This window comes from Pseudomonas sp. ICMP 10191, from assembly GCF_001467335.1.
GTDB classification, from domain to species: domain Bacteria; phylum Pseudomonadota; class Gammaproteobacteria; order Pseudomonadales; family Pseudomonadaceae; genus Aquipseudomonas; species Aquipseudomonas cerasi.
In genome coordinates this window covers 215,853-229,729 of the sequence record NZ_LKGW01000102.1, presented here as the reverse complement: position 1 = coordinate 229,729, position 13,877 = coordinate 215,853, and the positions used below count along the sequence as shown (strand labels likewise).

13 protein-coding genes are annotated in these 13,877 nt (G+C 61.6%); 6 read left to right on the top strand and 7 right to left on the bottom strand.

Translation table 11 applies throughout. The features are described from left to right. Window positions 1–73 precede the first annotated feature (73 nt). The 3 genes from AO388_RS09960 (at window position 74) to AO388_RS09950 (ending at window position 2,978) form a co-directional block, all read left to right on the top strand. Window positions 74–1,525: a mannose-1-phosphate guanylyltransferase/mannose-6-phosphate isomerase gene (locus AO388_RS09960; protein ID WP_003415201.1), complete on the top strand. Its 1,452-nt coding sequence runs from the start codon at window positions 74–76 to the stop codon at window positions 1,523–1,525. A 152-nt stretch (window positions 1,526–1,677) separates the two neighbouring features. Then, complete coding sequence (locus tag AO388_RS09955; protein WP_003365419.1) at window positions 1,678–2,142, top strand: hypothetical protein; 465 nt, start codon at window positions 1,678–1,680, stop codon at window positions 2,140–2,142. Window positions 2,143–2,159: 17 nt separating this feature from the next. Continuing rightward, entirely contained in the window at window positions 2,160–2,978 is an 819-nt protein-coding gene (locus AO388_RS09950) for an SDR family oxidoreductase (protein WP_058416385.1), read from the top strand. Window positions 2,979–3,090: 112 nt separating this feature from the next. On the opposite strand, the gene AO388_RS09945 is transcribed toward AO388_RS09950, so the two are convergent. The 4 genes from AO388_RS09945 to AO388_RS09930 are packed head-to-tail and all read right to left on the bottom strand — an operon-like array spanning window position 3,091 to window position 7,846. Further along, window positions 3,091–3,951 (bottom strand): efflux RND transporter periplasmic adaptor subunit, encoded by an 861-nt coding sequence (locus tag AO388_RS09945; protein ID WP_058416384.1) that lies wholly within the window; start codon window positions 3,949–3,951, stop codon window positions 3,091–3,093. Window positions 3,952–3,976: 25 nt separating this feature from the next. Continuing rightward, window positions 3,977–4,177, bottom strand: coding sequence for a DUF1656 domain-containing protein (locus tag AO388_RS09940; RefSeq protein ID WP_003365425.1), 201 nt, complete (start codon window positions 4,175–4,177; stop codon window positions 3,977–3,979). After that, window positions 4,167–6,353 (bottom strand): FUSC family protein, encoded by a 2,187-nt coding sequence (locus tag AO388_RS09935; protein ID WP_058416383.1) that lies wholly within the window; start codon window positions 6,351–6,353, stop codon window positions 4,167–4,169. Before AO388_RS09935 ends, AO388_RS09940 begins: the two co-directional genes overlap by 11 nt. Continuing rightward, window positions 6,350–7,846 carry an efflux transporter outer membrane subunit gene (locus AO388_RS09930; protein WP_058416382.1) on the bottom strand — a complete coding sequence of 499 codons (1,497 nt, stop codon included), beginning with the start codon at window positions 7,844–7,846 and terminating at the stop codon, window positions 6,350–6,352. Before AO388_RS09930 ends, AO388_RS09935 begins: the two co-directional genes overlap by 4 nt. Window positions 7,847–8,029: 183 nt before the next feature. Here AO388_RS09930 and AO388_RS09925 point away from each other — a divergent pair, with 183 nt between their 5' ends. Next, the gene (locus AO388_RS09925; protein WP_017277809.1) at window positions 8,030–8,977 is read left to right on the top strand and encodes a LysR family transcriptional regulator; all 948 of its coding nucleotides are present in this window, start codon (window positions 8,030–8,032) and stop codon (window positions 8,975–8,977) included. Between the two features lie 87 nt (window positions 8,978–9,064). Further along, window positions 9,065–10,039, top strand: coding sequence for a 2-hydroxyacid dehydrogenase (locus AO388_RS09920; RefSeq protein ID WP_054080669.1), 975 nt, complete (start codon window positions 9,065–9,067; stop codon window positions 10,037–10,039). A 47-nt stretch (window positions 10,040–10,086) separates the two neighbouring features. Here the strand turns inward: AO388_RS09920 and AO388_RS09915 are convergent, their stop codons facing one another. Next, entirely contained in the window at window positions 10,087–10,989 is a 903-nt protein-coding gene (locus AO388_RS09915; RefSeq protein ID WP_003365436.1) for a DMT family transporter, read from the bottom strand. Window positions 10,990–11,125: 136 nt separating this feature from the next. Between AO388_RS09915 and AO388_RS09910 the strand changes: the two genes are divergently transcribed. Further along, the gene (locus AO388_RS09910; RefSeq protein ID WP_024663438.1) at window positions 11,126–12,001 is read left to right on the top strand and encodes an AraC family transcriptional regulator; all 876 of its coding nucleotides are present in this window, start codon (window positions 11,126–11,128) and stop codon (window positions 11,999–12,001) included. On the opposite strand, the gene AO388_RS09905 is transcribed toward AO388_RS09910, so the two are convergent. Together AO388_RS09905 and AO388_RS09900 are read right to left on the bottom strand one after the other, a co-directional pair. Continuing rightward, window positions 11,990–12,322, bottom strand: coding sequence for a DUF3325 domain-containing protein (locus AO388_RS09905; protein ID WP_024663437.1), 333 nt, complete (start codon window positions 12,320–12,322; stop codon window positions 11,990–11,992). The genes AO388_RS09910 and AO388_RS09905 overlap by 12 nt on opposite strands. Continuing rightward, entirely contained in the window at window positions 12,322–13,863 is a 1,542-nt protein-coding gene (locus AO388_RS09900; RefSeq protein ID WP_058416381.1) for a PepSY-associated TM helix domain-containing protein, read from the bottom strand. Before AO388_RS09900 ends, AO388_RS09905 begins: the two co-directional genes overlap by 1 nt. Between the last annotated feature and the right edge of the window lie 14 nt (window positions 13,864–13,877).

The following is a 13,877-nucleotide window of genomic DNA, read 5'->3' as shown; positions in this document are numbered from 1 at the left end:
GCGCGGAACAAGAACAAGACAGAAACGACAGACACCTCGTACGGCCCTAATTGAATGCTTTTGGAGAAACAAAATGATTCCAGTTATCTTGTCAGGCGGTAGTGGTTCACGACTCTGGCCGCTTTCGCGTAAACAATTCCCTAAACAGTTCCTGGCGTTGACCGGCGAGCACACCCTGTTCCAGCAAACCCTGGAGCGTCTGGTGTTCGAGGGCATGCAGGAGCCTATCGTGGTCTGCAACAAGGACCACCGTTTCATCGTCAACGAGCAACTCGCTGCGCTGAACCTGGAAACCCAGGCGATCCTCATGGAACCGTTCGGCCGCAACACGGCACCCGCCGTTGCACTGACTGCCATGAAGCTGGTCAACGAAGGCAACGACGGCCTGATGCTGGTGCTGCCAGCCGACCACGTCATCGAAGACCAGAAAGCCCTGCAACGCGCACTGGCACTGGCGACTGTCGCCGCAGAGCGTGGCGAAATGGTGCTGTTCGGCGTACCGGCCAACAAGCCTGAAACCGGCTATGGCTACATCAAGTCCACCGCCGATGCCCTGCTGCCGGAAGGCGTCAGCCGCGTGTCGCAGTTCGTCGAAAAACCTGACGAAAAACGCGCCAAGGAATTCGTCGAAGCCGGTGGCTACTACTGGAACAGCGGCATGTTCCTGTTCCGCGCCAGCCGCTTCCTGGAAGAACTGAAAAAGCATGATCCGGACATCTACGACACCTGCCTGCTGACCCTTGAGCGCAGCGTGCAGGACGGCGACGCCCTTGAAATCGACTCCTCGACCTTCGCCTGCTGCCCGGACAATTCCATCGACTACGCGGTCATGGAAAAAACCCAGCGCGCCTGCGTCGTACCGCTGTCGGCCGGCTGGAGCGATGTCGGCTGCTGGTCGTCGCTGTGGGAAGTCAATGCCAAGGACGCCAACGGCAACGTCACCAAGGGCGACGTCGTCATCCAGGACAGCCGCAACTGCATGATCCACGGCAACGGCAAACTGGTGTCGGTGATCGGTCTGGACAACATCGTGGTCGTCGAAACCAAGGACGCGATGATGATTGCCCACAAGGACAAGGTCCAGGGCGTCAAGCAAATGGTCGCCACCCTGAACGAACAGGGCCGCACCGAGACCCAGAACCACCTCGAAGTGTACCGTCCGTGGGGCTCCTACGATTCGGTGGACATGGGCGGTCGTTTCCAGGTCAAGCGTATCTCCGTCAAGCCGGGTGCCTGCCTGTCGCTGCAGATGCACCACCACCGCGCCGAACACTGGATCGTGGTATCCGGTACTGCGCAGGTCACCTGTGACGAGAACGTGTTCCTGCTCACCGAAAACCAGTCCACCTACATCCCGATCGCCTCGGTCCATCGCCTGCGCAACCCAGGCAAGATCCCGTTGGAAATCATCGAAGTACAATCGGGCAGCTACCTGGGCGAAGACGACATCGAGCGTTTCGAAGACATCTACGGTCGCTCGAACGCGCTGGAAGCGGGTGTGAAGACGCAAACTATCGCTCGTTGATAGGGTTTTAGCTGCACGCTACAGGTAACACAGCCCTCGACAACTCTTTGCGTAGATTTATACGCAGAGAGTTGTCGGGGGCTTTTCATTTGCGCGACGTCCCCCTCCCAGGTTCTGTAGGATGTCCAGCATTACCTTTGCTGGAGACCTGCATGTTTATCGGCATCCTGTTGATCCTGACCTGGCTCATCCTTCTGCTCCGCTACCCGGCGAAGGCCTTGCCCGTCTCGCTGGCTGCGGCGGTCGGGCTTGGGGCGGTGGCGGCCATCGTCATCTGGCAGGACAGCCGGGAAACACGCCAGCTTGAGCGTCTGGATATCCGCCTGAGTTACGATCCGCAAAACTGCCCGGCAGATCGTCCGTTGCAGGTCAGCATCACCAACACCAATCAGGTCACCCTGCAGGAACTGCGTTGGCGAATAGCGGCCTATGCACCTGGTGATTCAGTGAATCTGATCGACAACACCTACGCATCCGCACGCTATCGCGGCCCCGGTGAACTTCAGGCCAAAGGCACGTGGCAGGATTGCGTGCCGGTGCCGGCACTGCGCAACGGGTACCGCCCGCAAACCCTGGAATTTCGCGCAGAACATCTACAAGGCAGTTTCTCGGACTGACCACAAGGATCTCCCTCATGCCCATCGCTTTGATTACAGGCTGTTCCAGCGGAATCGGCCGTGCTCTGGCCGACGCGTTCAAGGCCACTGGCTATGAAGTCTGGGCCACTGCGCGCAAGACCGACGATGTCGCGGCACTCAGTGCAGCGGGTTTCATCGCCGTACAACTGGACGTCAACGACAGCCTGGCGCTGGAGCAACTGGCCGCCGGTCTGGAGCACGGCGGCCTGGATGTGTTGATCAACAACGCTGGCTATGGCGCGATGGGTCCCCTGCTCGACGGCGGCGTGGATGCCTTGCAGCGACAGTTCGAAACCAATGTGTTTTCCGTCGTCGGGGTGACCCGGGCGCTGTTTCCGGCACTGCGCCGCAACAAGGGGCTGGTGGTGAACATCGGCAGCGTATCCGGTGTGCTGGTCACGCCGTTCGCGGGCGCTTATTGCGCATCCAAGGCGGCGGTGCATGCGCTCAGTGATGCGCTGCGTCTGGAGTTGGCGCCATTCGGCGTACAGGTGATGGAGGTTCAGCCAGGCGCGATCGCGTCGAGCTTTGCGCAGAATGCCAGCCACGAAGCCGAGCAGCTGATCAGTGAGCAATCGCCGTGGTGGCCGATTCGCGAAGGCATTCGTGCACGCGCCAGAGCTTCACTGGACAACCCTACCCCCGCCACAGCATTCGCTCAAGACTTGCTCAAGGCCGTGCAACACACCCATCCGCCACGTCTTCTGCGTCTTGGCAACGGCTCACGCCTGCTGCCGCTGATGGCGTGGTTGCTGCCCAAAGGGCTACTGGATATGGGCCTGAGAAAACGCTTTGGATTGAACACCGACTTGTGACGCAGAGCGTCACGAACTGCATTCCCACGCTGGAGCGTGCGGAACGATCACCTGCCTATCGTGCGACGCTCCGCGTCGGCATGCCGTTCTGGACGCTCCGCGTCCTCAAGCATCAGCCGTCTACCGGCCTGACAATCACCGTGCAGGTCATTCCCGCTGCCAGAAGTACGCCTTCAGGTATAGCGTCCAGATGGATACGCACCGGCACGCGCTGGGCCAGACGCACCCAGTTGAAAGTCGGGTTGACGTCGGCGATCAGTTCGCGGCTTTGCGGGTTGTCACGGTCGTAGATGCCGCGTGCAATGCTTTCGACATGACCCTTGAGCACCTCGCCGCTCATTAACTGCATATCGGCAGGATCGCCCACGTTCAGGTGCGGCAATTTGGTTTCCTCGAAGAAGCCGTAGACCCAGAACGAGTTCATGTCCACCACGGCCATCTTCGCTTCACCGATACGCGCATAGTCACCGCGATGGACATTGAGGTTGGTGACGTAACCGTCCACCGCCGCCAGTACCCGCGTGCGTGACAGGTTAAGCTCGGACGCCTCCAGTTGCGCCTGGGCCAACTGGTAATCGGCCAGGGCCGAGGTGGCTACGTTACTCGCGTCGTCACGATTTTCCGCCGAGATGACCAGTTCATCCATGTCGGCACGCCGCCTGGCATTCAGTTTGCGCATCTCCCAGGTTGCCTTGCGTGAAGCCAGTAACGCCTGCGCTTGCTTTACGGCGATCCGGTAATGCTCCGGGTCAATCTGCATCAGCAGATCGCCACGCTTTACCCACTGGTTGTCACGCACCGGCACCTCGACCACAGTGCCGGACACATCGGCCGCCACGTTGATGGTATCGGCGCGCACCCGGCCATCGCGGGTCCATGGGCTATCCATATAGTCGATCCACAGCGTACGACCGATCCAGAGCGCGACTGCCAGCACCAGCAACGTGGCAAACAGACTGAAGAACTTTTTCATCCAGAGATTTTTCCCGACTCAGGCGTCAACGATAAAGGGGCAGCGCCAACGCGCCGAAGATGCAGATAAACAGGCTCAGACGCAGCAAGGCCGGGTGCCAGAAATGCCGATACAGGTCAAAACCGGCCAGCAGACGGTCCAGCGCCCATGCCAGAACCACGGCCAGCAGAAAGATCAGCGTGAGGGTCGGCATATACAGACCGTGGAAGGCTATTTCACGCGGCATGGGCGACTCCTGAAGCGGTTCGCGCAACGCCATAAGCGGCCAGCGGCGATTGCGGGTCCAGCAGTGACGTGCGGATAAAGTGCAGGTAGCTTTTTACCCGGCGCAGCACCGACGTATCGAAATGCGAGGCGAAGGGTTCATCGGCCTCCTGCACCCGCTTGATGGCCTGATCGACTGCCGAGAGACAGCGCTGCAGATTGACCGCATCAGGCTGGATGAACAGCCGCACCAAAGCGCGCCCCATGACTCGCAGCGCGATGCGCCAGGGCTGGTACTCGGCGTAAGCAGGGTGAATCGGCAGCAGCGCCTGTTCATGGCGCAGCTCGATAATGGCGTGGCCGATTTCCAGCACCACGAACATCCAGCGCAACAACTCGCGCTGAACCAGCGGTTTGCCAATCGCCAGGCCGTACGCCTGATGCATCAGGTCGCGGGTCTGGCTCTCGAAGCTTGAGCCCAGACGCTTGAGCGGCGCGCTGATCGCAAACACCACTTGATTGCGCAAGGCCTGTTCCAGGCGTTGCCACATCCAGCGGCTGTTGGGCGGCAGGATGATTGCTCCGGCAGCGGCACAGATCAGCATACCGACGACCATCGCGAGGTAATCGTTGATGAAGGTGTAGGGGTCGTAGACCGTCAGGTTGTCCGGCACCGAGCCCAGGCTGAAAAAAATCAGCAGCCCCAGTCCGTATCCCGTCCACTGTGGACGTGAGCCCAGGTATGCACCGAGCACAAACACCGGGGCCAGTAGCAGGCACAGCAACGGAAAACCGTCGATGTGCGGGAACAGAAAAAAGGTCTCGATAAATCCCGACAGCGCGCCGAGCAATGTACCGCCAGCCATTTGCAGCGACATGCGTCTGGGGTTGTGGGTGGTCGACGACAGAGCAACGGTGGCCGCCGAGGCCAGGACCATGCTCGCGCCGCTGGGCCACGCCGTCAGCACCCAATACACACTCATCAGACCGACCACGCAGGTCGCCCGGGCGCCGGCTGCCAGCGCGGTCATCCAGTGGGTACGCGGTACGAACGAGCCCTTCCACTGTTCACGCTCATGGCTGTGGTCGGCCAGTGATGCGTGGGTTCGTGCGTAGTCGAGCAACTCGCTGAGCAGGCGGTACAGCAGCTCGAACGAGGTGTGAAAGTCCAGTCGTTCGGCGTCGCTGGGCAGGGTGTGCTCCAACTCGGCGCGCAGGCTTCTGACCCGTTCGGGGAAGTGCTCCCTGCACGACTCCAGACGCGTGACCAGCAGCGCCGCGTCATCGTTGGTCAAGGCGCGGTCGGCGAATCCGTCGAGCAGCTCTGCAAGGTTTTCAAGGCCGGGATCGATATGCTTCAACACCTGATCGGCCTGTTCGAGGCGCAGACGCTCGAGCAATTGGTGCAGGGCATTGAAGCGCGTGGTGACCGCCATGAATTCGCTGTTCAAACGGTTGAGTCGACCGTTGCGGCGACGCATGTGCGGGTCTTCGAATACCGTGACGCTGCGCAGCCCTTCAAGGCCGATGGCCTCGGCCACAAAACGTACATTGCCGGTTTCAAATTCAGTGCGTGAAATATCGCCGCGCAGACCGTTGACCACGAAGCGCGCGAACCCGCCGAAGCGCAGATAAAGCGCGTTGCGCATCGCTGCGCTGGAGCTCTGCGGCAGCACCGCTGCGCTGATGGCCGTGGAACACAGGATACCCAGAGTGATTTCCAGTACCCGCCACACCGCCGACATGAACGAACCTTCCGGATGCGCCAGGGCAGGCAGCCCCACCATGGCGGCGGTGTACCCGGCCAGCACAAAACCGTACGCGCGAAAGTTGCGATAGCGCGCCGCACCGGCCGAACACAGACCGACCCAGAGCGCGAGGCTGCCGAGAAACGGCAGCGGGTTCTGCGCAAACAGGGCCATCAACAGCACCATCATCGCCGACCCGGCCAGCGTCCCCAGCAGGCGATAAAAACTCTTGGCGAACACCTGTCCGCTCTGTGGCTGCATGACGATGAACACCGTGATCATCGCCGTGTGCGGCTGCGGCAGTTCCAGGCGCAGTGCCAGCCAGTAGGTGAGGAATGCGGCGAGCAGCACCTTGAAGATGTAAACCCAGGTCACCCCGTCACTGCGCGCCCAGCTGTGTAATTCGCGACGCCACGGCAGGTCGGTGATGCGCTGTAGCGAGGCGATCATTGCCCGCCCCCGGACTTGGCAGCAGTGTCAGCGGAATGACCAGTGGGATTGCCACTCTCGCCACCGTCACCGCCCAGCGCCACCACCAGCCCGGCGTAGGCTTCCAGCCGCGCGGCCTCGACCTGCTGCTGAATCTGCTGCTGGCGGAACAGCTGCGTGCGCGCATTGAGCACGTTCAGGTAATCGGTCAGGCCGCGCTGCCAGGCGATCAACGCGATGTCGTAGGTCTTTTGCGCAGACGCCACCGACTCGGCAGCGAGTGCCTGCTGCTTGTCCATCGAGGCACGCCGAATCAACTGGTCGGAGACACTTTTCAGCGCCATCACCAGCGTCTGGTTGTAATGCGCAACGGCCTGATCGTAAGCAGCCGACGCCTGCCCCAGTTCCGCCCGCAAGCGTCCAGCGTCGAAGATCGGCAGGCTGATGGCCGGCCCGACCTTGTAACCCAGTTTGCTACCGGTCAGAAACTCCAGCATGCCGCCGCCCGTGGCCATGTAGCTCAGGCTGCCGACCAGATCGACATTGGGATAAAAGCCCGCATGCGCAACGTCGATACCGCGCGCCTGCGCCGCCACCTGCCAGCGCGCAGCCACCACGTCAGGCCGCTGGCCCAGCAGTTCGGCAGGCAATGTCGAGGGCAATGTGAGAGAGGAGTGCAAGGACAGCGCAGGCCGCTGCAAGGCCGCACCCTGCCCCGGCCCCTTGCCTGCCAGCGCGGCCAGCTGGTTTCGACCCAACGCGATGGCCTCTTGCAGCGCGTCGATCTGCCGATGCGCCTCAGGCAGCGGGGTTTCGGCCTGACTGACATCGAAGTGCGTACCGATCCCGCCCTTGAGGCGACGCTGCGCCAGGTCGAGTATCTGTTGCTGCTGGGCCAGTGCCGCCTCGGCGATATCCAGTCGGGCGTAGTCGAGGGACAGCTGGATGTAGGCGCGCACCACGTTTTCCTGCAATTCGAGCTGCGCCTGACGCTGCTCGGCAGCACTCACGTGCGCCAGATCAACGGCCTGCTCGCTGGCGTTGCGTTCACGTCCCCACAGATCCAGCGCGTAGCTCAGGCCCAGTGACGCATTGTTGTCCCAGGTGCGAGTATCGGCCAGCGCGCCGGGGCCATAAAACTGATCCTCGGGCCAGTCGTGACGCATCAGGCTGGCGTTGCCTTGCAGTTGCACAGCCTCGGCGGACTCGGCGACCTGCGCCATCGCTCTCGCCTGGCGCACACGAGCCGCGGCAAGTGCCAGACTCGGGCTGCCCAGCGTCGCCATCTCGACCCAGCGGTCCAGTTGCGCATCGCCGTAGGCACGCCACCATTGCGCTGCGGGCCAATGGGCGTCGAGGGCAGCGCCCTGAATCGCCTGATCCGTGGCCAGGCTGTCGGCGTGCAGGACAGTGCCCTGCGGTTTGATTCCATGTGTTCCGATACAGCCGTTGAGGACCAGCGTAAAAGCCAGGATACCGACGGGCCAGAGCCCTCTGATGATGCGACGCGGCACAGCTGCAAGTTCCCGAACGAAGGTGACACACCTTGAATGGCGGCGATTCTAGGCGGCGCTCGACGCGGCGATAAGCGGGGAGATTTGTGAATCTTTGTTACTGAAACGGCGATAATCCTTTGGTCTGGATACATGCATCCGTTACTTCATGTCACAATTTGCCATCTACTCAGAGAAGTACTCATGGACACCCTGCAAAACATGCGTGCCTTCAGCTGCGTGGCGCAAGCGGGCAGCTTCACTGCCGCCGCCGCCGTGCTGGACACCACCACCGCCAACGTCTCGCGCGCGGTCTCCAACCTTGAAGCACATTTACAGACGCGCCTGCTCAATCGCACCACCCGACGCATTGCCCTCACCGAAGCAGGCAAGCGTTATCTGTTGCGCTGCGAACAGATTCTTGCCTCGGTAGAAGAAGCCGAGGCCGAAGCCAGCGACGCTCATGCCCGCCCGGCCGGGCAGCTCAAAGTGCATTCGATGCCCGGCGTCGGCCAGCATTATGTGATCGACGCCATCGCCCGTTACCGGCGTAACCACCCGGACGTCGCGTTCGATCTGACCATGACTCACCGCGTGCCGGACTTGCTGGAAGAAGGCTATGACGTGTCGATCGTGCTGGCCAGCGAACTGGCTGACTCGGGGTTTGTGTCTCAGCGCCTGGGCATTACCTACAGTATCGTGTGCGCGTCCCCCGAGTACGTGAAAACGTTCGGCATGGCCCACAAGCCTGCCGACCTGCTGAATCATGCTTGTCTGCGTCTGGTGAGCCCGGTGTTCCCGCTGGACAAGTGGCTGTTCGACGGCCCGGAAGGCCAGGAAATGGTCACCATCAACAGCTCGCCGCTGCTGGTCAACTCTGCGGATGCGATGAAAACTGCGATTTCCAGCGGCATGGGGATTGGCATTCTGCCGATCTACTCGGCGATCGAGGGGCTGCGCAACGGCACACTGGTGCGGGTATTGTCCGATTACCGCTCGCAAGAGCTGAACCTTTACGCCATCTACCCTTCACGCCAGTATCTGGATGCGAAGATCAGAACCTGGGTTGAATACCTGCGCGGTTCCCTGCCGGAAATTCTCGCTGCCGATGAAGCCGATCTGCATGTCCAGGCTCTCAAGTCATCGTACTGACATCGTACAACTGCAAAAAGCGGCTGCCAAAGAGCGGGGAGGAATGTTAGCGTGCTACTCATTCAACCGCTCGAGAGTGACTGCCCAATGAAAAAAACCGTACTCGCCTTCAGCCGTGTTTCTCCTGAAATGGCCGAGCGCCTGGCGCAAGACTTCAACGTGATCGTGCCCAACCCCAAACAGGGTGATATCAACGCGCAGTTTGCAGAAGCCTTGCCTGAATCCCACGGGCTGATCGGCGCAGGCCGCAAGCTGGGTCGCGAACAACTGCAGAACGCCACGAAGCTGGAGGTGGTGTCCAGCATCTCGGTGGGCTACGACAACTACGACGTCGACTACCTGAGCGAGCGCGGCATTCTACTGACCAACACACCGGATGTACTGACCGAAAGCACCGCCGACCTGGGCTTCTCGCTGATCATGAGCAGCGCTCGCCGGGTCGCCGAACTGGATGCCTACACCAAGGCCGGACAGTGGACGCGCAGCATCGAACCGCCGCACTTCGGCACCGATGTGCATGGCAAGACGCTGGGGATCGTCGGCATGGGTAACATCGGCGCAGCCATTGCCCGCCGTGGTCGTCTGGGTTTCAACATGCCGATTCTGTACAGCGGCAACAGCCGCAAGACCGAGCTCGAACAGGAGCTGGGCGCACAATTTCGCAGCCTGGATCAATTGCTGGCCGAAGCGGATTTCGTCTGCCTGGTCGTGCCGCTGAGTGAAAAGACCAAACACTTGATCGGCCGCCGCGAGCTGAGCCTGATGAAGCCCGGCGCCATCCTGGTCAACATCGCCCGCGGCCCGATCGTCGATGAACCCGCGCTGATCGAAGCGCTGCAGAACGGCACCCTTCGCGGTGCCGGTCTGGACGTCTACGAAAAAGAGCCGCTGAGCGAATCGCCGCTGTTCCAATTGAAGAACGCGGTGACCCTGCCGCACATCGGCTCAGCCACCACCGAAACCCGCCAGGCCATGGCCGACCGCGCCTACGGCAACCTGCGCAGCGCGCTGCTCGGTGAACGACCACAGGATCTGGTCAACCCGCAGGTGTGGAAAGGCTGAAGCCCGCGCCTCTGCCGATCTGCCGGAAAGGCACGATAGCCACCAACTCAGGCCAGTTTGCCGCCGACCACGACGGCAACCGGTCTGATCTTCCTGAACACCAGCACGTTGCCGACCATCACCAGCACCAGCCCCAGCAAGGCAGCCAAGGTCCATTGATAGCCTTCCACCCAGGCGGAGATATTCAGCGCCACGACCGGGAACAGCACCGTGCAGTAAGCCGCACGCTCCGGCCCCATGCGCCCGACCAGGGTCAGGTAGGCAGTGAACGCAATCACCGAGCCGGGGATCACCAGAAACAGCAGTGAGCCTACGTAGCGCGTGTTCCATTCGAAGGTGAACGACGTGCCGCTCAGCAGGCAATACATGCCCAGTATCGTTGCCCCGTAGAACATCCCCCACGCATTGGTGGTCAGCGGACGCAGACCGGCTTTCTGCTGCAGGCTCGACAGCATGTTGCCCGCCGAGAAGCACAGCGTGCCGAGCAAGGCCAGTCCCAGGCCGATCAGGGTCTGCCGGCTCGCGCCATGCCCGGACATTTCAGGCCAGAACAGACAGGCCAGACCGATCAGGCCCATGGCGCCACCGGCCAGTACATTGCTGGCGATTTTCTGGCGAAAGAACACCCGTGCGTTCAGCGCATTCCACAGTGTCGAGGTCGAGAACACCACCGCGATCAGGCCACTGGGTATCCACTGGCTGGCCGTGTAGAAGCACATGAAGTTGACGCAGAACAGGCACACGCCCTGCGCCAGGCAAATCAACTGGCCACGACGATTGACCGGCTGCAGACGCTTGCTCAGCAACAGGAATGCAAACAGCACCAACGCTGCCAGGGCAAAGCGATAGACGATCGATACCGGAATCGCGACATCGCCGAGTTGAAGTTTCAGAGCGATCCAGGTGGTGCCCCAGATCAGCACGGTCAGCAGATAAAGCGAGAGGTTCATGGTGCAGGCTCCTTGATGAGCCATCAGTCTGCTGCGTGCCGGTCTGCCAGCGCTTGCACAATCTTGCGCATTTGCTTCAAGCGCTACTGGCAGCGGCGTCGCCAGCGAGTAGGATACAAATCCTAGAGGAATCGTCATGCCCACCATTGAATCCATCCAGGTCTTTCAGGCCCTGAACAGTTCGCCCAATGCCCATCTGGAGCAAAGCGCGCCGCTGGGCGACGGGTTGGTGGCGGCGTTGTGGAACAATCGGCATGACTCGCAGGAATATCACGCACCGACCCACCATACGCTGTCGTGCTATATCGAGGACGGTACCGGGACCTTTCGCCGCGGCAGACCCGACCAGAAAGGCGCGCCGGGCAAACTGTGCATCTTGCCTGCCGGCCATGAGTCCGCCTGGGTAGTGAATGGCGAGATCCGTCTGGCGCATCTGTATTTCAGCCCGGAACAGTTTGCGCTGGGCTGCGTGACCCTGCTGGACCGTGAGCCGCGCGAGATGCAACTGCGGGAAAACACCTTTCTGGAAGACCCCGCACAGGCGGCACGCTTCCGGCAGCTGATTCGCCTGAACTGGGCAGAACCCGGCGAGCGCCTGCTGACCAGCAGCCTGGCGCACGAGATGGTCAGCCATGCGCTGCTCAGCCAGGCTGGGCTGCGCGAAGGGCTGCGCTTGAAAGGCGGCCTGGCGCCGCACCTGCGCCGGCATCTGGTGGACTTCATCGAAATGCATCTCGCCGACCCGCTGAGCCTTGGCCAACTGGCCGGCCTGTGCGCGCTGTCGGAATACCACTTCGCACGCATGTTTCGCGAAAGCTTCGGCTTGCCGCCGCACCAGTACCTGCTGGCGCGGCGTATCGAGCGGGCGCGCCAGTTACTGCGCGGCACCGGCAAGCCGCTGGGCGAGATCGCGCTGGCCTGCGGGTTCGCCAGCGCCAGCCATTTCAGCAACCGCTTTCGTCAGGCCACAGGGGCGACACCGGGTGAATACAGAACGGCGTTAGGCCAATAACTGACCTACCGCGGCCAACGGGCTCAACAGCGCCCCACACCCCGCCAGTGCCAGCACCCAACGCGGACGGAACGACAGCAACGCAACCAGCAACACCGCGCTGCCCATCAGCGCAGCGAACCAGTACACCGTCCCCATCATCCAGCCACAGTCATGAACCGCAGCCCACGACGACAGTAACAGCGTCCCCCAGCCAGCCAGTTTGAGCAGCCGTCGCCGCTGTTCGGTCAACGGCCCCTTGAGCAGTTCACCGTAATGTCGGGCCATGGACAGACACAGGCACGTGAACCCCACATAACAGAGCAAGGCCGCCAGCAGCATCAGGGGGCCTCCTGAGGTACGACCGGCAACGAGACGCGGGAGGTTTTACCGGCAGGCGCAGCCTTGAACTTCAGCGCCGCCCAGCCCAGGAACAGCCCGGTGACCAGCACCGTCAGGTCAAAAGCCGCCAACACCCGGTTTCCTGACATCAACGCATCCAGCAGATAGCGACCGCAGATCAGCAGATCGAGCACCGGCAGACCGGCGAACAGCAGCGCGCCGAGCCACAGTTGTTCTCGCCATGCGCTACGCCCCTTGCGCAGCGCAGCATGCATGACTGACACGGCCCAAACCGTGAAGAACACGCTGACCTCCCAATCAGCACGCCCGGCGAATCCGCCAGGCAGCAAACGATTGGCCCAGAAAAAGCTGGCCACGGCGATCATCAACCCGGACATGCTGGCAATGTTCAGCACTTCGACCACACGCAGTTCCAGCGGCAGCACGCCGGTCTTGGCGTGTTTGAGCTGACGCTTGCCCAGCCACATCACCAAGCCGGTGCCGATCATTGCAGTCCCGGCGACACCAAAAATGAAGTACAGCCAGCGCAGCAACGGTTCGGCGAAATGGCCCACGTGCAGGCCATACATCCCGCTGGAAATCAGCAGCGCCAGCGGGCGCTCGGGCACTTCGTTCAACAGTTCGCCGCTGGCACCGCTGAACGTCAGCGCCCCGCCCCGGTCCGGCACAATGCTGCCCTTGTCGTCACGCGTCAGCAGAATCGAAGCGGTGCTGTCGCCCGGATTATTAACGATAACCCGACCCACCTGACCGCTGTCCCATTTCGCATTCGCTGCGTTGACCAATGGCGCAAGCGCCACCAGCGGCGCAGCGGTGCCTTCGCGCTTGACCGTTTCCGGAAACGGATAGGCTTCGCTGTAGAAGGCCTGGACGGTGTCGTACTGGCTGAGAATGCTCGCGGGCATCACCATCGACATGAAGATCACCAGACTGCTGTAAGTGATCATCAGGTGAAACGGCAGCACCAGCACGCCCAACGCGTTATGCCCGTCCAGCCAGGAACGCTGGCCCTTGCGCGGACGAAAGGTGAAGAACTCCTTGAAAACCTTCTTGTGAATGATGATGCCGGTGATCAGCGCGACCAGCATCACCATCGCGGCGCTGGTTGCCAGCCAGCGGCCCCAGGGGTATGGCATCTGCAGTTGATAGTGAAACCGGTAGAAGAAATCGCCACCGCGTGTGTCACGCGCCTGCACCTCACTGCCGGTCTGCGGATCGAGCAGCTTGCGTACGAAGTTGTTGCGCTGGCCCTGTTTGCCTTCGGGCAGCCAGCCGACCATCAGGCCGGGCGTGCGCTGATCGGGCAGACTGATGAACCAGCGCGTAGCCCCGGCGGCATGGCTTTGCAGATAAAGCTGAGCCTGTTGCACGCTGGCGCCTGCATCGAGGGCGCGCACCGGAATCTCCGGCTGCATCCAGTGGGTAATCTCGTCCTTGAAATAGGAAAGCGTGCCGGTCAGAAAAATCGCGAACAGCAACCAGCCAAACAGTAAACCGACCCAGGTGTGCAACCAGGCCATCGACTGGCGAAAAC